Raw genomic sequence first — 18,173 nt, 5'->3', positions numbered from 1 at the left:
TTGCTCCTTATGTCACGTCCCGTCTTGGGCTGACGTCATTGGCCGCCGGCTGCCAACGTTTCACGCCGTCTTGCGCCCCGTGTGCGCCCCGGACGGCTCCATGACCGTGAACGACTTTCGGAGTTTGGCGGGCAGATGGCCCAAGGTAGCGATAACCGGCCCACCCCAACTAGGGTCGGTGTCGTTGTGCTCCGTGGTCCGGAAGACGGTCATACCGACCGCTGCCGCCCCGGCTAGCTCGCCGTCTGAGCCGTCGCCAACAAAGACGCACTCCGCCGGCCCAACACCCAGGCCCTCAGCAGCAAGGTGATAGATCGCCGGGTCTGGCTTGGCCAGCCCGACATCGCAGGAGAAGATCGCAACATCGAACCGGTGGGCGAGCCGACTCTGCGGCCATGCCTCGGCAGTGTCCGAGGTCGCGTTGCTGATCAGGGCCAGCCGATGCCCGTCGTCGCGTAGCGCGTCGAGCACGTCCAAGGTGGCGGTCGAGACACTGTCCAGCACCCGGCGCCCGAGGGCTCGCCGATGATCACCGGCCCGTGTCACCTGTTCGTTGGTTGGTGCGCCGCCGAGGCGTCCGGCGAGAATGCGGATGGTCTCCTCCACGTCCCACCGGACCATCCGGTCCCGCCAGGTGGCGTGGTACGCGGCGACCAGCGCGGCCGAAGCCACCCCGACCATGACCGCCATCTCGCCGACCACCCGGTCACGCTCCTCGTCGGCACCATGGATCAGGGTGTGGTAGAGGTCGAAGATCACTGGCCGAGGCATGCGAGCATCCTACTGAGATCGTCAGCGCTGTCACCTTGCTTGCCATCCCGTCTGAGTCCGACCCGCCCGTCTGGGGAGCGGGCCGCCGCCCGGCCCGCCACGTCAAGTGGACCTTGACGCACGTACGGACGCCGCCGGAACAGACTGAGTCGGCTCTCGTGTCGCGGACCGCGCCCCCTGAAGACGTACAGAAACTTTGAACCACATTGCCGGCAGCCGGTTGTCCTGCGCCGGCAGCCGGTATCCGACTCCGGTTGATGCGTTACACAGTGGCCTCACTTGATGGGTAACACTCCGCCGAGTGCTGGTGGAGTTGAGTGTGACCGAGCGGCGTTACCGCGCAGTGCTGGAAGTCCAAGCTGGCCTGTCCGTGACCGAGGTTGCCGAACGCTTCGGCGTCTCACGTCAGGCCGTGCACCGCTGGCTGGGCTGGTATCACGATCACGGCTTGGACGGTCTGGCTGACCGATCGCACCGACCGCATGCGCATCCCGCCCAGACCGCCGCTGAGGTGGAGGCGTTGATCTGCGAGCTGCGCCGCAACCATCCCCGGTGGGGCCAGCGGCGGTTGCACTACGAGCTGGGCCGCCACGGTTGCCCGGGACCCGTCCCGTCGCTGAGCACCATCTACCGGGTACTGGTCCGTCACGGGCTCATCGACCCGACACCTCGCCGGCGCCGACGAGAGGACTACCGGCGCTGGGAACGCGGCAGGCCAACGGAGCTGTGGCAGCTGGACATCGTCGGCGGCATCCAGCTCGCTGACGGTGTGGAGGCCAAGGTCGTCACGGGTGTCGACGACCACTCCCGGTTCTGCGTCATCGCCACCGTGGTCCGAAGGGCCACCCAACATCTGACACCAATCCGTCACGCATCAAGTGGAGCCCGACATTGCCGGCAGCCGGCGTGCCCGGTCTCGGGACCTGCGTGACAGATCGGTATCAGGACCTGCGTGACACATCCCTAACGCACCTGGGGATCGGACCTGACACACTCCTCCCGTGGCCGTAACGCAGCAACTGGCACGACTCTCGGCGGACCGGCTTGCCGCATGCCGCAGGTCGGTTGAGGAGTTGGACAAGCTCTGCTCGTTTGAGCTGCTTCCTTCGTCCGACCACCTGGACCTCGACTGGTCCCCGGGTCCCATCGTGCGAGCTTGCGAACTCGGCCAGGTGCCCCTTTCGAGCCTTACCGCCCTGCGACGTGCGTTCGACGGCGATGCGGAGATCAATCCGGCTTACCGCATGGAGCACTCAGTCACGGCACTCGAACCTGACGCCGTCGCAGACGTCGCAAGGTTGCTCAGCTACGTGGACCCGGAGGCGGCACTGGCCGCCGTACCGCTGGATCCTGCGGCCGCATCGGCGGCCCTCGGTATGCCCGAGTTCGACGGACATCCGCGGGCATACCTGCATCACCATCTCGCGGCGCTCCGCAACTTCTACGAGCACGCCGCCCGGCGCCGGCTCGCGGTCGCCCTCTGGTGGGACTGATCATCACAAGATTGCCTAGCCGGACGTGTCGCCCACGTCCCGAAACTGATCTGTCACGCAGGTCCTGCGACCGGGCATTGCCGGCAGCCGGCCTGTCCTCCGTCGGCTGATGCGCGACACTCGTCCGCCAACTGATCTGCGACACCTCAGCGCGCTGATCGCGGCAGTTCAGTCCGAGTCTCATCCCCTATGCTGACGCTCGACGTCGGCCGGGTTTCGTCAGCTCAAATCGTGGCGACCGGGAGGAAGGCGAGAGACTGGGACGAGGACATTGGCCAGCTTGGCAAGGGCGAGTCAGGACGCATGCGCTGCGGCGTTACGGCGCTACGGCTTCGTCGCCAAGCGCAGAGGTCTTCTCCTTCAGAGGGGTGTTTCTAGGGCAGCGTCGGGATGGCTGGGACTCAATCTCGCCACGTGGTCGCTACCTCAGGTCCTGCATATCAACCCCGTAGTCGGCGTCAGGCACGACGCCCTGGAAGCCGTCCTGGTCTCCACTGCCGGTTGGTCGGCTCCCGTAGCGTCCGTCAGCAGGCCCCTGGGTTACCTGATGCCGCAGAACACCTTCGTCCAGTGGGACTTCTCCGCGACTGGCGACCTGGCGGCGGTAGCGGAGGACCTCACTCTTGCAGTCGCGACCTATGGCCAGCCCTTCATCGACCACTGGTCGGACTGGAGCACATTCTCCCGTGAGGTCGCCAGTTCCGGTCTCCTCCTCGACAACGTCCGCTTCGTCATGTTGCCGGCTGTAGCCGCAGTCAACGGCGACTACGACCTTGCGGACCGACTGATCCGACAGGAACTCGAACGCACGGCAGGCGAGCAGGACGCCTACTCGAACGGATATCGCGACTTCGCCGAGAAGTTCCGCAGTACTGTCCTGACGCACTGATCTCGGCATGACAGGGCGTTGCCTCCGCGGCCATCCTGTCGCCGCTGGCTTGCTGGATCTGTCGCGCATCATCTGGCGGAGCTGCGTCGCACATCAGTTGTCGGGTCACATGCCGGCAGCCGGCCTGTCGTGTCACGGGACATGCCTGGCACTCGCGTCCCACCACATGCTTGACACCACGGGCTGGCAGCGTGTGAAGTCGGCCCGGCTTGTCGGTGCGACCCGGAGGTGATGCGTGGATCCCGGCCGACTGGGGACCTGGCGCGACGATCTGCGGAAGGCAGTCGCCTCCGCAGTGCTCGACTTCGAAGACCGCTACGGGTACCCGCCGGACGAGAACGTCGTCAGCGAGCCGGACACGATCGCTGCTGCGCGGCTCGCTGCTGCCCGTCGCGCAATCCCCGCCGACCTCGTAGACCTGTACGCGGCAGTCGGTGCCATCGACCTACCGGACATCGGTAACGGGTTCTTCCTGCACAGGGCCTCCGACGTGGCCCACACCCACGAGTCACGCGACCTCTGGCACGTACGTGGCCGCCACGACGCCGACGTTGTCGTCTTCGCCAGTGATGGTGGCGGCACCCAGTACGCGCTCGCCACGCCTGCCGGATCACCCGTCTACCGACTCCCACCGGACCTCGTCCTCGACGGCATCTACACCTCAGAAGACCCGCGCTTCGACATGGCTGCCCCAGACCTGTCTACCTTCCTCGACCGCTTGCTCCAGTCCGTGAGGATGTTCGCTGCATCGAGCACGCCGCCGAGCTTGTGATCGACCATCTAGTTCAAGCGTCAAGCATGTGGTGGGACTAGGCATGCCGGCAGCCGGCTGTCCGGCGCCGGTTGATGGTTGACACGGCGGCCTCGGCTGATCCTTGACGCTCGGCCCGTCACCGATCCTGCGACGATGATCCCCGTGTCGAGCAGCGAGGCAGACAACACCCGGACTTTGCGAGGGATCGGCTACTGGTGTGAGCCAGGCGCAGGGCACCGGCCCGAACCCGCGTTGTTCGTGGACCGCGAGGCCGATGCGGCGGCCCAGCGACGGGTGAGCGACTACCTGCGTGGTGGCACGTGGTTCGTGGCTACACCGGGCTACTCAGTGTGCCGGCTGTGCGGCACCCGCAACGGACCACAGAACTGACCGACGGCAGGTACTTCGTGTGGCCAGAAGGGCTCGCGCGCGACACTCGTCCGCCAACTGATCTGCGACACCTCAGCGGGCTGATCGCGGCAGAAACGGATGCTGCGCGATCTGGCCCGTTCGCTGCTGCCACGGCTGGTGGCAACCTGAGCGGGCACATGATCCAATGGCGCAGTGGAACTCACCAAGCAGTTCAGTGAGCAGCAATACGCTCGGGCGCTGGAGTCATGGGACTGGCTGGATCTCGCCGGCAAGGCTCCGCGGTTCACCTCACTGTTCGGCGATCTGTTCCTTGAGTCTGCCGACGGGGCGTGGTGGTTCCTCGACACCTTCGAAGGGCAGCTCGTACGGGGGTGGAACTCCCGTGCCGACCTAACCGCCGAACTGGACACCGAGGGTGGCCAGGACAGGTACCTCCTGGCCACCCTCGCCATGGCCGCATACCACCGGCGCGGGCTTCACCTGGACGCCAGCCAGATCTACGCCTACGCGCCACCGCCGATCGTCACGGGCAGTTTCGCCGTCGATCAAATCCAAGTGTTCGACTTCGTTGCGGTGGTCAATACCGCCGGCCAGCTCCACGAGCAGCTACGAAACAAGCCCAGCTAGGGGCTGGGGACCCGGCCCGTAGTGCCCGCCACGACGTTGGTCGCGGCAGCCAGCGGCGGGCGAGTTCACATCGGCATAGCAGACCTCGCGTCAGCGGCCGCCCCTAGCTTGCTGGATCTATCGCACATCACCTGGCGGAGCTGCGTTGCACATCAACTGTCGGATCACATGCTGTCCTCCGTCGACTGATGCGCGACACGCCTCCGCCAACTGATCTGCGACACCTCAGCGCGCTGATCGCGGCTACTTGTGCGTTACGCAGCCTTCAGGTCGTCAGTCGACGGCCACCACTACGACTTCCTCGCCCTCGCCGAACGGCGGCTCGAAGCTCTGGAGGTAGCGGTCCAGCAGTTCGTCGGAAATCGGAAAAGCGGCGTTGGCGTCGAAGCGCTCAGCTCGCGCATGGAGACGCTGCAGCAGCAGCGCCGGGTCGGCCTTGAGGTAGACCAGGCGCCACCAGCCCCCGGCTTGCTCGATCAGCTCCTTGTATGCCTGCCGGCGTGACCGTTGCCAGAAGCTGGAGTCGATGACGACGTCGCGACGCTGTGCGATCAGTGACAGCAGCCGCTCCCGCACAGCCCGCCTCGCGACTTCGGTGTGCACCTCGTACTGGTCGGGCTCGTAGTCGACGCCGTAGCGACCGAAGCGACGCCAGATCTCCTCATCGACGGAGAGGCGGACGTAACCTTTGGCCTCAAGGTCTTTGGCGTACGTCGTCTTGCCCGAGCCGGCCACCCCGCACATCAGGACCACCTCAGGCTGCCCAGGGAGCCCTGCTTCGTCCGCTCTCATGGACGCCAGGGTGGCGGACAGGCCGGGCGCTGTCACCCGCAATTCGGCTATGACAGGACGGTTTGTCGGTAGGTAACCTACCCGCCCCTAGCTCGCTGGAACCTGTCGCACATCACCTGGCAGATCTACATCGCACATCACCTGTCGGATCACAAGCCGGCAGCCGGCTCGCCGACGACGACATCGCGGTATCCCCGGCCGGCGCGCTGCTGATCCGCCGGTGCAGCCACCACCCGCCGGTGGCGACGAGCACGGCCGCGCCGGCGTACCCGGCTGCGAGCACGCCGACGGAGGCGCCGACCGGCGGCAGCGCCAGCGCGACGACCGTGCTGGCGAGGGCGAGCCGGAGGCGCTGTTTCGGCAGCCGGGCGGACGCGGCCAGTGGCAGGACGGCCCACAGCACATACCACGGCTGCACCACCGGGCCGCACACGAGCATGATGACGAAGAGCAGGCCGAGCCCGCGCACCGGTTCGGTCCGCTCGCGGTACACCAGCCACAGCACTCGGGCGGCGAGGACCGCGCCGGCCGCGGCGCCCACGGCCATGCCGATGAGGAACCCGGTCGCGCCGAGGTCCGCCCCGAACAGCGCACCGACACCGGCGATGAGGCCGCCGAGCTGGTTGGTAGGCGCCATCCAGCTGTGCACGCTGCTCGACGAGCTCAGCGCGGCGACCCAGCCGAACCCGAGTCCGGACAGCAGCGTGATCGCCATTGTCAGCGCGAAGGCGCCGACCGCGACGACGGAGGCGACCAGCGCCAGGCGTCCGAGCCGCCGGGCGATGTACACGGCCAGGCAGCACATTGCGCCGGCGGCGATGATCTTCACGTTGGCGGCGAGGACCAGCATCGCGAACCCCGCACCGATCCGCCACGCACCCGAGACCCCGCGGGTGGCCAGACCAGCGAGCCCGGCCTCGAGTCCGGCCAGGACCAGGCCGATCAAGACCGCGTCGTTGTGCGCGCCCGATACGAGGTGCCACAGCACAAGCGGGTTCAGCACGCCCAGCCAGACCGCGGCGGCCGGCGGGGTACCCACCCGCCGCGCGAGGCGGGGCAGCGCCCACGCGATCAGCACGACGCCGAGCACCGCGACGACCCGGTACACGAGCACGCTCGTCACCAGGTTCGAGCCGCCGACGCGGGCCAGACCGCTGGACAATGCCTCCCACGCCGGGCCGTACGGCGCGGGCGTGTGCAGCCAGTAGTGGCTGACGTGCAGCGTGATCGAGGACTCCGCGTCGAACACGTGGCCCGGGCCCAGCCGGTACGGCTCCCGCGTCGTCGCCGTTATGAGGCCCTGCGCCGTGTAGCTCCACACGTCGCCGCTGAACAGCGGTCGGCCGAGCGCCAGCGGCACGGCCCACGCGGCGGCCACCGCGTACAGCCGGCGGATCGGCAGCGTGCGCACGACCGTGCCGAGCGCCAGCCAGGCGCCGACGACCGTGACCATCACGGCCAGCCCGGTCGCGAGCACCGCCGCCGCCGGCAGCTGCGGCACAAACGTGACCACCGCCAGCACGGCCGTCCCGGCGAACCCGGCCCGGCAGGCGGCGTCGGCGCGCCGTCGCACGACCGCCCGGTGCTGCCGAGCGGTCGCCCCTGACGGATCGTGGCAGACCACCGGCGAACCGGTGCCGAGCTGTGGCAGATATCTCCGATGAACGCGGCGCCACCGTCGGCGCAGCTCCCCGTGTAACCGCATGCGACCAGTCAGTCAGCGTCGATGGGATACGACAATCCGGTGTCGCCCGGAGCCGCCCCGGAGATCGCGGGTAGCGCTCGCCCTCGGCTTCCCTCGCGGAGGGTCGCGATGAGGCCGTCGAACCACGAGTCGTCGGCTACGCCCCACGCCTGGCGTCCCTCGCGCGAGCGTCGAAGGCCGCTAAATCTAGCGAAGACGTCTAGGGTGGATCCTGCCGATCTTGGTGGGGCGAGACGGAACCTCGGACGTCTAGAGTGTCGATGTGACGACTGCCCGACCGCTCGACAGCGAGGAACTCGCGAGCACGGCTCCGGAGCGTGAGGTTCTGGAAGCCTTCATCGACGCGTACCGCGATGTAGTCATGGGCAAGGTCCGGGGGCTGTCGGAGGATGACGCCCGCCGGAGCCTGGTGCCCTCGCGCACCACGCTGATTGGCCTCGTCAAACACGTCGCCGCTGTCGAACGGAACTGGTTCCAGCACTGCCTCGAACAGCAGCCGCGTGAACAGATCAGTGGTAACTCGTTCGGTGACGACGCCAGTTGGCGGGTCGGCTCGGACGAGACGGTCGCAGACGTCATCGCGGAGTACGCCGCGGTCTGTGATCGATCGAGGCAGATCGCAGCCGGCTTCGCCCTCGACGACGCTGTGCCTCATCCCCGCCTGGGCAGGGTGTCACTGCGCTACATCTACGTGCACATGATCCGTGAGTTGGCACGGCACTGCGGCCAAGCCGACATCCTCCGGGAGCAGATCGACGGCATGACCGGCGACTGAGGTGCCTCCTTTGATCATGGAAGCCAGATGACAGCGGCGATGAGGACGAGGCTCGACCGGTGCAGGGATGCGCGTTTGGCGTAGCGGGTGGCCAGGTCACGCCATTGCTTGAGTCGGTTGAAGCAGCGTTCCACGACGTTGCGCTTGCGGTAGGTGGCCTTGTCGAAGGCGGGTGGTCGCCCGCCGGTGCTGCCCTTGGCGGCCCGGCGGACGACCTGGTCGGAGCGTTCGGGGATGACGTGCCGGATCCCGCGTTGCCGCAGTGCTCGGCGGGTGGAGTCGTGGGCGTATCCCTTGTCGGCGATCAGCACGTCGGGGCGTTTGCGGGGCCGTCCGGGTCCGGGCTCGTTGACGCGGATCGCGTCGAGCAGGGCGAGGAGTTGGGGGTTGTCGCCGGCCTGGCCTGGGGTGAGCAGGATCGACAGCGGCCGGCCGCGTCCGTCGACCGCGAGGTGGATCTTCGTGCTCAGTCCGCCGCGGGATCGGCCGATGGCCTCGCCATCTTGCGCACCAGGCGTCGCCGGACTTGCCGGGGAGCTCCCTTTTTGCGGGCGCCAGCAGCATGCTGGTGCGCCCGCACGACCGACGAGTCAATGCTGATCGTCCACTGCACCGGTATGCCCTCGTCATGCACCTGCGCCGCGATGAGGATCCGATCCCACGTCCCGTCGGCGGTCCACCGACGCAGCCGCTCGTGGCAGGTCTTCCACGACCCGAAGCGTTCCGGCAGGTCACGCCACGGCGCACCCGTACGCAGCTTCCACAGAATCCCGTTGATGACCTGACGGTGATCCCGCCACCGCCCCCGCGCACCGCCCGGCTCCGGAAGCAACGGCGCAATCACCGCCCACGCCTGGTCGGTCAACTCACCACGACGCACCACCGACACATCGTCAACGACCAACCACTACAAGATCCGCAGGGCACGCCTAGCCTCGATGGGCAGGCTCAGCCGCCATGACACGGGTTGCTGCCGGGGACGTCTTTCGCAACGGCTCGACCCCAACCAGGGAGACGCCGAGCCATTCGGTCACAGCGGTGACGGGTCGTCGCGCAGCCGGCTGTAGAGCCACCCGTCACGCCAGGCGCCGGCCCGGAACTCGCAGGCCCGCAAGACCCCCTCCAACTGGAAGCCGGCCTTCTCCAGCGACCGCTGCTCGGCGGCGTTCTCGGCATGGGTGCTGGCCTGAATGCGCTGCGCCGGGGTGTGGCTGAACAGGTAGTCGCAGAGCAGCGCCTGGGCCCGCCAGCCGAGACCCCGGCCGCGCCACTCAGGCAGCAGCACGATGCCGATCTCCCAGTACGGTGCCCGCCCGCCGCCCTGGCGCTGCAGGTAGCTGAGGTAGCCCGCCGGGACGTCCGGGGGCTCGACCTGGACGATCAGACCGCCGACCTGCTCGCCCAGATAGCCGTCCTCGGCGAAGCGGCGGGCCGGCGCAGCGGCGTCCCGGAAGCCGGCCCAGTCGAGCCCGATCAGCCCGGGTTCGACCGCGAACCGGCGCAACATCACCAGATCATCCTCGGCCACCGGACGCAGTCGTACGGTCGAGCCGGACGCCTCGTGCACGACGCCGACCAGCGGATGGGAACTGTCCATCCTCCGCACCGTAGTGACGGACCGGGCCGCCCGCTGCCCCGGGCCGGCGGCCGTCAGGCGGTGGCGCAGCGTTCCCGCAGGGTGACCACGCCAGGGCCAGTGAACTCGTCGCAGTACCCGGCGCAGCCGGCCATTGCCATGGTCAGCGCCAGCACGCTGGCGCTGACCACCGTGCCGGTCGCGCCGGCAACGGGCCCGTCCGTCGCCGCCACCCGCAGCCCCTTGATGACGCGGCACCCGGCCCAGTCGTCGGCGAGGGCGGCTCGCTCGGTATGCGTGAGCGCCTACAGTGCTTCGCGGGACGGAGCAGCGTCCTCGATCACAAGCACACCGCCCATATCGCCCTGCCCACCGGTCAAGATCGGCAGGACAGGCCCCAACCCAGGTCCGGCTCAGGATCGCTTAGCCGATTAGAGACGCTGGGAGCGACGTCGAGCGCATACGGCCTCCGGTGATCAGCAGGCCAGCGCCTCGCGAACTACGCGCAGCGGAACGTCGATCTGATGTCGGCGGCCCCCAACGAACTGTCCGCACGTCGGACGGGTCAGATCGTCATCTGGCAGGCACATGTCGAACGGAGCCATCCCAGAACCCACATCGGTGCGAACGGCTGAAGTCCGTCGGGGCAATGCCCGATGGGCCTGCGGCCAGCGAAAGTAGCCGCCCGTCGGCCCGGTATCCGGACCAGTGCGGCAGGCCCGCTCCATTGGGGTCGCCGGTGGCGGCGAAGTTGGACCAGTAGGCGATCATCTCGCTCGAGAGCCGCTGCTGCCGTTCGCTGAGGGTCGGCGAGCCGCCAGGCCCGTTGAACACCCCGTCGAACAGGTACGGAAGTTCGCTCCCGTGGCCGACGCCGATCGGGAAACCGCCGAATATCTGGCCGCTGTCCTCGGCGAACTCGTAGGCGTAGACGGGGGCACGCCTCGACGCCGCCAGGTCGGCCGGTAGCACCGTGCAACCACCGAACTTCCGTCCCCAGTCGGTGAGCACGGTAGCGAGAGCGACGCCCGGGCTGGGGTAGGCGCTTGCCGGGTACCGGGCAAGTACCTCGGCCGCGTCGCCACCGAACACCTCGGCGAGGATGCCCGGGTACTGGTCGGCGGTCACCGGGTTGCCGTGGATGTCGTAGTTGACCGCGACGAAGGGGCGCATCTCGTCACGCGTGCTGCCCTGTATCAGCGGTACGCGGGCAGCCAGCCCCCGCCGCATCGCCTCCAGCGGCTGGTAAGGCAGTATCGGCGTCCCGGCCACGGGCAGCCAGGGCAGGTCGGCGATGCGGGCGGTGGCGGTGAATACCCGGTCGCCGCCGATGCCGACCAGCCGGCTGGCCGGTACGCCGCGCAGGCAGGCCGGTACGTCGGCTGTTGCCGCGCACCCGAGGTCGTCGGCCAGCCGGGTACCTCGGGACTGGGCCACCGGCCGGGTCACGAGGGGGTTGCCGCAGGGGCCGCTTTGCACGATCGCCTTCTGGAACAGGCCGGCCGCCGACGGCGATGCCAGCTGGGTGCAGGTGCTGTACGCGCCGGCCGACTGGCCGAAGAGGGTGATGTTGTGGGGGTCGCCGCCGAACCGGGTGATGTTGCGCCCCACCCAGCGCAGCGCGGCCTGCTGGTCGGCGATGCCGAAGTTCCCGGCGGCAGGTTCGGTCGCGGCGAGCGCCGGGTGATCGAGGAAGCCGAGCGCGCCGAGCCGGTAGTTGACGGTCACCACCACCACGACATGCCCGGAGACCGCGAGCCGGGTCGGGTCGTAGTCGCTGCCGGACCCCGACACGAAGCCACCGCCGGGTAGCCACACCATGACCGGCAGCCGCCGGGCGTCCCTGCCTGCCGGTGTGGTGACGTTCAGGTACAGGCAGTCCTCGCTGCCGACGACCGCGGACCCGGTCGGTCCTCCCATCTGCGGGCAGGAATTGCCAGGCCGGGTCGCGTCACGGACCGACGGCCACGGTTGTGGCGGCAGCGGCGCCCGCCAGCGCCGGTCACCAACCGGTGGTGCGGCGTAAGGGATACCGGCGAACGTCCGATGGTCGCTGGCGACCGTGCCACGTAGCGCGCCCGATTCGGTGCTGACGACCGCCGGGTCCGACGACGCGCCGGCGGCTCCGATGGGTGCCCCGAGCGCTGCCGCGACGGCCGCCAGCGCGGCGGTGATGTAAACAAGTCTCATGGCCACGACGCTATGAACCATCTGCCGGTGTTCCATCAGCACCACAGCGACACCTTGACTACGTCGACGCGCGTACCCCGGCTACCACCACCGGGCCGAGCGACGGCATGTTTGGGCTACCCGGCACAAGGTGACCGTCCGGTTGCTGCCGACGACACGCTTCATCCCGATGCCGCTGCCGTGGCGGGAAGACTACTCGGGTGGCTGCCAGTCGAGGATCGGCGCGAGCCCTCGGGCGATGACTGATGCGGGTATGGCGTTCATGCCCCACGCGGCCGCCCTGGCGATCAGCGGCGGCGCCTGGTAGAGCCGACCGGCGCTGCGGGATCGGCGGGCGATGTCCGTGGTGCGACCGAGTCGGGCCTCAGTGTAGGCAGGCAGCGCAGCGCGTACGGGTTGGGTGCCCGATCCGACGACGGCAGCGAGCACCACGGCGTCTTCGATGGCCTGACAGCCGCCTTGACCGAGATCCGGAGTCATGGCGTGCGCTGCGTCACCGAGCACGGCGACGCAGCCGACGTGCATCGCCGGCAGCGGCTGCGCGAGCTCGTGAATGTCGGTACGAATAACCGCCTCCGGCGAGATCGACGCGAGAATGGTGGGAATCGGGTCGTGCCATGCGCCGAAGCGCCGGATCAGTTCGGCGCGCTCGTCCGGGCTGCGCACGCCGGCCGGGGCGTTCGCCGTGGCGTAGCAGTACACCCGGTCGTCCGCCAGTGGGAGGACAGCGAAGCGCTCTCCCCGCCGGCCCCACGTTTCGGCGGGTTCCAGCGGGCCGGTGGGTCGCTCCGCGACCATCCGCCAACTGGTGTAGCCGGCGTACCGGTGCCCAGGATGCCCGGGGAACAACTCGTGCCGCAGCTGTGAACGCAGCCCATCGGCGAGCACGACGAGGTCGGCGGTCAGCTCTCCGTCCGTGGTCGACACGGCCGCCGGCCCGGCCTCGGCCTGAAGGATCGCCGTTGCCCGCACGCCCGGGCGCAGCGCTTCAACAGGCAGGAGGTCGACCAGTGCGGTGATCAGCTCGGCGCGATGCCTCAGAACCAAGGGCCGGCCATAGCGACGGGTGATCTCGTCGGCGATATCGGAGCGGGCGATCCACCGGCCGTCCGGGCGGCGTACCCCGCTGCGTCCGCCGATCACGCCACCGGCCTGGAACCACTCGCCGAGACCCAGCCGGTCCAGCGCACGAAGCGCGTTGGGCCACAGACTGATGCCCGCGCCGGCGCCCGAGACCACCGGTTGCCGCTCCAGAACGGTTACGGCCCACCCGCGCTGAACCAACGCCGCCGCTGCGCTCAGGCCGCCTACCCCGGCCCCGACCACAACCGCGTGCTGCTCAACCATGCTGTCCCCTCGACTCGGCAACGACTCTATGTAGGAATTGACAAGGCCGTGGACTGTTCGGCGGTGGAAGGAGTGTCAACGATCGAGGCCGCGGCTCCCTGCTGGCCTGATCGACTCGGTTGGTCATCTATGGCCTACCCGACCCCGCCCGGGACCAGCAGCTGGGCCCGGGCTCGAAACCCATTGTGGCCATGCTGCCCATTGGACGGCTGTCGCCCATCCCACCCCGAGCGGCAGCTGGCCTACGCGGCCGAACTTACGGTCGCACGGTGAGCGACCTACCCGCCAAGGAGGGACGCTGACGGCCGACTCGACCAAACCCGATTGGTAGGCGAAAACGACGAGCGCTTCACGGCGTACAGCCGTCACCGTTCCTACGCCGGCGGGCGTAGGCGACTGGTCGCCTCTCGGAGGATGCCGGCGCGGCCGGCACGCGGCAGCATCGCTGAGACAGTCGACAAGCCCGCCGCCGCAAGGAGTTCCCGTCATGTCCGATCGTCTGTTCCGCTTCGGCGTCGTCGCCGGGCTCGCACCGACCGCGCAGGCGTGGGCGGCGACGGCCCGCCGTGCCGAGACTCTCGGGTACGCCACCTTCCTGATCCCCGACACCCAGGCGACGCTCTCCGTTACCTGTCAGTGCGCTTTAGCGACTGATCGGTATGTCCCGCCTTGCGGTGGGACGGTCCCGGTCTTACCCGCCTGAGCGGGGCCGGGTTGACGCTTCACGGCCACCGGCCCGCCGGGGCGGGTCTTATGGTCGGCTCCACGTCCTGCCACCGGGCCACTCCCGGCGGTGGTGATGGTGACCTCATCCGCGAGCGCGGCGAGGTTACGCGCGGCGTTCACATCCCGATCAAGGACCAAACCGCAAGAATCGCAGATGTAGGTTCGGACACGCAGCGGCAGCTTGGCTTTCACTACGCCGCAGCCCGAACAGGTTTTGCTGGAGGGATACCAGCGGTCGGCGACGATCCGCCGGCCACCGTTCCACGAGGTCTTATAGCCCACCTGTCGGCGGATCTCGGCGAAGCCGGCATCCGCGACCTGCCGGGCCAACCGCCGGTTAGCCAGCATGCCGGCCACGTGGAGGTCTTCGACCACGATCGTGCCGTACTCGCGGGCCAGCCCGGTAGTCAGCTTGTGCAGGCCGTCACGACGCAAATTCGCTACCCGCGCATGCGCGCGAGCGACCTGCCGGCGGGCGCGTTCCCACCGATTCGACGGCCGCCGACCGGTGCGCCGATCCGGCCCGACACGCCGGGACATCCGCCGGGACAGCCGCCGCATCCGCTGCGCCGCCTCGTCCAGATGCCGCGGGTTGGGCACCATCTCCCCGGTGGACAACACCGCCAAATGGGTGATCCCCACATCGACACCGACCACCGCCTGCGGGCGCGTCGGGATGCGCTCGACCCGCTCGACTTCGACGCAGAACGCGACATGCCACCGCCCGCCGTCCCGACGCACCGTCGCCGACAGGATCCGAGCCGTGCCCGCCTCCAAGCGGCGGGCGAGCTTGCGGGTCGACTCGTGGGTCTTCAGCCGACCCAACCGAGGCAGCACCACATGCTTACGGTCCGGCTCCACCCGGATCGCACCCGTGGTGAACCGAACACTCGGCGTGCTACGGCGGCGGGACTTGAACCGCGGAAAACCCACCCGCCGACCAGCCCGCTTGCCCGCCCTAGAGTCAGACCAGTTCTTCAACCCGCGGGCCAGGTTGTCCAGGCCGGTATTGAACGCCTCCTTGGAGCACTCCGGCCACCACGGCGCCACATCCGACTTCGCCTGGTTCCACGCCTTGCGCAACGCGGCGAGATTCCACCCGAGGGCCGGAGTCAGCAGTTCCTCAGGCGTGCCGTAGGAGCGTTCCGCGGCGCGCTGGCCCATGACCGCCTTCACCGTTGCCAGCGCCCAGTTGTACGCCACACGCGCCGCACCAGCATGCGCCAGCACCGCACACTCCTGAGCCGGCGTCAGGTCCAGAGCGAACCGATAGGCCTGCATCGCCTTCACGACGGCGGATCCTGCGTGATGGCGACCCCGACCGCCCGGCGCGCCCGATCCGCCGCACCCCGACGACCGTAAAGACGCGCACACAACGAAGTCAACATCTCCGTGACGCCCCCGACCAGGTCGTCGTCGACCTCCGCCGGGTCGACCACCAACAGCTTGCGGCCCTGCGCCGCCAGCGCCGCCTCGACGTACTCGGCACCGAAGCGGTCGAACCTGTCGCAATGTTCCACGACGATGGTCGTGACCGTCGGATCGCGCAGCAGGGCGAGGAACTTCCTACGCTGCCCGTCCAGCGCGGATCCAACCTCGGTCACCACCTACGACACCCGCAGGTTCTGCCCGGTCGCCCACGTCACGACCCGAGCGGACCTGCCGGTCAAGGTCAGCGCGCTGGCCGGCGGACGACACCCGGGCATACACCACCACCCGCTCGACGCCAGCCGAGGCAGCAGGCAGCGGCTCGCCCACCATGATCAGCCGACCCAGCCGGTAAGTAGGAACGGGCAGCGTCCCAGCCCCGTACTGCCGCCGCGCCGTGACGTAGGCAATGCCCTGAGACGCCGCCCACTCCTTCAAATTCACCCGAACATCATAGAAGCACCTAACAACGCTCAAGACCACTCACTCGCGAGCAGTTGTTAACCCCTTTCCGGCGCTTGCGACGGCGGCGACTGCGACGAGTTCATTGCGGGTCGGCACGTGCGTCCTGAGCGCGCCCAACCGGACGCCCGCCGCGGTGGCCTGGGAGTCGGCCAGCCTTGGCCTGCTCTCCGGCGGCCGCTTCGAGCTCGGCCTCGGTGCGGGGCGACCCGCCGCACAGCACGACGCCGCCCGGCTGGGTGTGCGGTTCGGCACTCCGGGAGAGCGGGTGCAGCGCCTCGCCGACACCATCCACGCGGTGAAGGACTGCGGGCAACCGAGCGACGGTGCACACGTGCGGCCGGTTCAGCAGCCGCACCCGCCGATCCTGGTCGCCGGGCGCGGTACACAGGTGCTGCAGCTGGCCGCCCAGCAGGCGGACATCGTCGCGCTGGGTTTACCGCCACAGACCCCAGAGGAGCAGCTTGCGGCGAAGGTCGACGAGCTGCGCGACCTTGCCGGAGCCCGCTTCGACGACCTGGAGCTGGCCCTGAACGTGGCGGCGGTCGCCGGCGAGCTTGAGGACCTGCCCGGCAACGGCTGGCTCGCCCGTCAGGTCGGCGGTGATCCTCGCGTTATGGCAGCGATCGGCGGGACGGCTTTTCTCGTCGGTAAGCCCGCGCAGGTCGCCGACACTCTGCGCCGACGTCGCGACACGCTCGGGATCTCCTACCTCACCGTGAGCGCGATGTTCCTCGAACAGCTCGCGCCGGTGGTGGAACAGCTCGCCGGTACCTGACCTCACTGCCCTGCGCTGGGACGGACGCTGCGAATCCGGCCCCACGGCTTGAACACGGCCAACACCACAGCGACAAGCAGGGCGGCAGGTGACACGATCGGCGGATAGATCATGTTGCCCACCGAAGCGGTTACCAGGTGCCCGGCGGCAAGCTGCCGGCCCAGCTCGTTCAACCCGGACAGGCCCGGCCGCAACGCCAGCGGAACGAGCCCCGTGAGCAGAACGTTCAACGCCAGCTTCGTGGCGACCCACCAGTACCGCACCAGGCCGTACTTGCTACCGAGTCCGAGCACGACACCGCTGGCGAGGCAGATGATGCCCGCGGTGAACAGCGGCCACACCGCGAAGAGCGCAAGTGCCTGGTAACACACGGCCCGGGTACCGGTGTCGTGGTTGAACACCGCCGTGAAGATGACCACCGCCATAGCGACGTCGACACCGAGCCACGCACCGGCGGACGCGATGTGGACCACCAGGACGCCTTTGCGGGTTCGCGCGCCCAACCTGAGCAGCAGCGCGTCGTCTCGTGAAACGCTCATCGTGAGGAAACCATCATTCTGATCGGCGGATGGCTGCCTGCTGTGCGCCATCTCGTGGTAACCGTCCATGACCGCCCAAATTTTGTGGGCGGTGCGGCGTCCGGTCGTCCGCTCGCAAGCTGATTCCGCTGTACGTCAGCCGACGTAGCCGCGACGGCCCGCCTACCCGGCCATCCGTAGGCCGTACGCCGCCACAGTCCGGGCAGCTCCACCGAACACCTACCGCAGCAAGGAGCCCCACCACCTGATCGGAAACCAACCTTCGGCGTCGCCGCCGGGCGTAGGTCCCCGCGGTGACGTAATCGATTCGACGTAGCCGTCAATACGTTCGAACGCGGACGCGCGTCCGGCCGCTGGCTACCTACCGTGTGGCCGACGACTACGACCATGACAAGGAGTGCGCCATGCGCAAGGTATACGTCGGACTCAGCGCCCTGTTGCTGCTCGCCGTCCTCGCACAGTTCTACTTCGCCGCGGTGGGCGCCTTCGCCAAGCCACAGCACGACGACTCGTTCGCCCTGCACGACATCACCGGCACGATGGTCATCCCGTTGCTGTCGCTGCTGGCCACCGTCGCCGCGGCCGTGGCCCGGGCACCCGGCAAGCTGATCGGACTGTCGATCCTGCCGCTCGGCCTTGTGGTCGTCCAGATCCTGATCGTCACCCTCGGGCGTGCCGTCAGCGGCGGCGAGGACACCACCACGCCCGCGGGGTTGGCCATCCTCGGCCTCCACGCGGTCAACGGGCTGGCCATCATGGCCGTCGCGGGCCTCGTGTTCCGCCGGGCCCGACTGCTGGCCGCCGCCGCGCCCGCGACCAAGCCAGCCAGCGTGACCCGGCCCGCCGCCACCCCGTCAGCATGACCACCGGACTGCTGCTCGTACTGGACCTGGCCGCCGGTGCCATGGCCACGGCCGCGTGGCTGGGTGCCGGCGCGACGGCCGCGGCC

The 18,173-nt window shown here is 68.8% G+C and carries 16 protein-coding genes and 3 pseudogenes; 8 read left to right on the top strand and 11 right to left on the bottom strand.

Annotated elements, in window-relative coordinates:
* Positions 1-60: 60 nt before the first annotated feature.
* Positions 61-759, bottom strand: coding sequence for an HAD family hydrolase (locus ACWEVO_RS02045; protein ID WP_452305706.1), 699 nt, complete (start codon positions 757-759; stop codon positions 61-63).
* A gap of 313 nt (positions 760-1,072) precedes the next feature.
* On the opposite strand from ACWEVO_RS02045, the pseudogene ACWEVO_RS02040 reads away from it, so the two are divergent.
* From ACWEVO_RS02040 to ACWEVO_RS02020, 5 genes and pseudogenes are all read left to right on the top strand, one after another.
* Positions 1,073-1,618 (top strand): annotated as a pseudogene (locus tag ACWEVO_RS02040) (helix-turn-helix domain-containing protein); the annotation flags it as partial.
* A gap of 154 nt (positions 1,619-1,772) precedes the next feature.
* Positions 1,773-2,264, top strand: a complete 492-nt coding sequence (locus ACWEVO_RS02035; protein WP_452305705.1) for a hypothetical protein — start codon at positions 1,773-1,775, stop codon at positions 2,262-2,264.
* Between the two features lie 547 nt (positions 2,265-2,811).
* Entirely contained in the window at positions 2,812-3,153 is a 342-nt protein-coding gene (locus ACWEVO_RS02030) for a hypothetical protein (protein ID WP_452305704.1), read from the top strand.
* 295 nt (positions 3,154-3,448) lie between these two features.
* Entirely contained in the window at positions 3,449-3,925 is a 477-nt protein-coding gene (locus tag ACWEVO_RS02025; RefSeq protein ID WP_452305703.1) for a hypothetical protein, read from the top strand.
* Between the two features lie 546 nt (positions 3,926-4,471).
* The gene (locus ACWEVO_RS02020) at positions 4,472-4,906 is read left to right on the top strand and encodes a hypothetical protein (protein ID WP_452305702.1); all 435 of its coding nucleotides are present in this window, start codon (positions 4,472-4,474) and stop codon (positions 4,904-4,906) included.
* A 273-nt stretch (positions 4,907-5,179) separates the two neighbouring features.
* On the opposite strand, the gene ACWEVO_RS02015 is transcribed toward ACWEVO_RS02020, so the two are convergent.
* A complete protein-coding gene (locus ACWEVO_RS02015; protein ID WP_452305701.1) occupies positions 5,180-5,698 on the bottom strand; it encodes an AAA family ATPase in 519 nt (172 codons plus the stop codon).
* Between the two features lie 112 nt (positions 5,699-5,810).
* Complete coding sequence (mptB, locus tag ACWEVO_RS02010) at positions 5,811-7,271, bottom strand: polyprenol phosphomannose-dependent alpha 1,6 mannosyltransferase MptB (protein ID WP_452305700.1); 1,461 nt, start codon at positions 7,269-7,271, stop codon at positions 5,811-5,813.
* A 394-nt stretch (positions 7,272-7,665) separates the two neighbouring features.
* On the opposite strand from mptB, the gene ACWEVO_RS02005 reads away from it, so the two are divergent.
* Positions 7,666-8,178, top strand: a complete 513-nt coding sequence (locus tag ACWEVO_RS02005; RefSeq protein ID WP_452305699.1) for a DinB family protein — start codon at positions 7,666-7,668, stop codon at positions 8,176-8,178.
* A 14-nt stretch (positions 8,179-8,192) separates the two neighbouring features.
* Here the strand turns inward: ACWEVO_RS02005 and ACWEVO_RS02000 are convergent.
* The 7 genes and pseudogenes from ACWEVO_RS02000 to ACWEVO_RS01970 form a co-directional block, all read right to left on the bottom strand.
* Positions 8,193-9,058 (bottom strand): IS5 family transposase gene (locus tag ACWEVO_RS02000; protein ID WP_452305730.1). Its coding sequence is split into 2 segments (ribosomal slippage): positions 8,193-8,716 and positions 8,716-9,058, totalling 867 coding nucleotides; the frame shifts between segments, so codons are not numbered across the junction.
* Between the two features lie 150 nt (positions 9,059-9,208).
* Positions 9,209-9,775 (bottom strand): GNAT family N-acetyltransferase, encoded by a 567-nt coding sequence (locus tag ACWEVO_RS01995; protein WP_452305698.1) that lies wholly within the window; start codon positions 9,773-9,775, stop codon positions 9,209-9,211.
* 53 nt (positions 9,776-9,828) lie between these two features.
* Positions 9,829-9,987 carry a hypothetical protein gene (locus ACWEVO_RS01990; RefSeq protein ID WP_452305697.1) on the bottom strand — a complete coding sequence of 53 codons (159 nt, stop codon included), beginning with the start codon at positions 9,985-9,987 and terminating at the stop codon, positions 9,829-9,831.
* 340 nt (positions 9,988-10,327) lie between these two features.
* Positions 10,328-11,980 carry a carboxylesterase/lipase family protein gene (locus tag ACWEVO_RS01985; RefSeq protein ID WP_452305729.1) on the bottom strand — a complete coding sequence of 551 codons (1,653 nt, stop codon included), beginning with the start codon at positions 11,978-11,980 and terminating at the stop codon, positions 10,328-10,330.
* Between the two features lie 156 nt (positions 11,981-12,136).
* Positions 12,137-13,291 carry an FAD-dependent monooxygenase gene (locus ACWEVO_RS01980; protein WP_452305696.1) on the bottom strand — a complete coding sequence of 385 codons (1,155 nt, stop codon included), beginning with the start codon at positions 13,289-13,291 and terminating at the stop codon, positions 12,137-12,139.
* A gap of 633 nt (positions 13,292-13,924) precedes the next feature.
* A complete protein-coding gene (tnpB, locus tag ACWEVO_RS01975; protein ID WP_452305728.1) occupies positions 13,925-15,298 on the bottom strand; it encodes an IS607 family element RNA-guided endonuclease TnpB in 1,374 nt (457 codons plus the stop codon).
* Between the two features lie 5 nt (positions 15,299-15,303).
* A pseudogene (locus ACWEVO_RS01970) lies at positions 15,304-15,889 on the bottom strand (IS607 family transposase).
* Positions 15,890-15,950: 61 nt separating this feature from the next.
* On the opposite strand from ACWEVO_RS01970, the pseudogene ACWEVO_RS01965 reads away from it, so the two are divergent.
* Positions 15,951-16,685, top strand: a pseudogene (locus ACWEVO_RS01965) (LLM class flavin-dependent oxidoreductase); the annotation flags it as partial.
* Positions 16,686-16,687: 2 nt separating this feature from the next.
* Here the strand turns inward: ACWEVO_RS01965 and ACWEVO_RS01960 are convergent.
* Positions 16,688-17,293: a hypothetical protein gene (locus ACWEVO_RS01960; protein WP_452305695.1), complete on the bottom strand. Its 606-nt coding sequence runs from the start codon at positions 17,291-17,293 to the stop codon at positions 16,688-16,690.
* Positions 17,294-17,628: 335 nt separating this feature from the next.
* Here ACWEVO_RS01960 and ACWEVO_RS01955 point away from each other — a divergent pair, with 335 nt between their 5' ends.
* Entirely contained in the window at positions 17,629-18,087 is a 459-nt protein-coding gene (locus tag ACWEVO_RS01955) for a DUF6220 domain-containing protein (protein WP_452305694.1), read from the top strand.
* Positions 18,088-18,173: the final 86 nt, after the last annotated feature.

This window comes from Micromonospora sp. NPDC003776, from assembly GCF_053605645.1.
This window is presented reverse-complemented; position numbering and strand designations above follow the sequence as displayed.

Excerpts from the sequence above, each read along its gene's own strand:
- ACWEVO_RS02030 (WP_452305704.1), top strand. The coding sequence starts at position 2,812 with ATGCCGCAGAACACCTTCGTCCAGTGGGACTTCTCCGCGACTGGCGAC.
- ACWEVO_RS02015 (WP_452305701.1), bottom strand. The coding sequence starts at position 5,698 with ATGAGAGCGGACGAAGCAGGGCTCCCTGGGCAGCCTGAGGTGGTCCTG.
- ACWEVO_RS01995 (WP_452305698.1), bottom strand. The coding sequence starts at position 9,775 with ATGGACAGTTCCCATCCGCTGGTCGGCGTCGTGCACGAGGCGTCCGGC.
- ACWEVO_RS01985 (WP_452305729.1), bottom strand. The coding sequence starts at position 11,980 with ATGGAACACCGGCAGATGGTTCATAGCGTCGTGGCCATGAGACTTGTT.
- ACWEVO_RS01980 (WP_452305696.1), bottom strand. The coding sequence starts at position 13,291 with ATGGTTGAGCAGCACGCGGTTGTGGTCGGGGCCGGGGTAGGCGGCCTG.
- tnpB (WP_452305728.1), bottom strand. The coding sequence starts at position 15,298 with ATGCAGGCCTATCGGTTCGCTCTGGACCTGACGCCGGCTCAGGAGTGT.
- ACWEVO_RS01960 (WP_452305695.1), bottom strand. The coding sequence starts at position 17,293 with ATGGACGGTTACCACGAGATGGCGCACAGCAGGCAGCCATCCGCCGAT.
- ACWEVO_RS01955 (WP_452305694.1), top strand. The coding sequence starts at position 17,629 with ATGCGCAAGGTATACGTCGGACTCAGCGCCCTGTTGCTGCTCGCCGTC.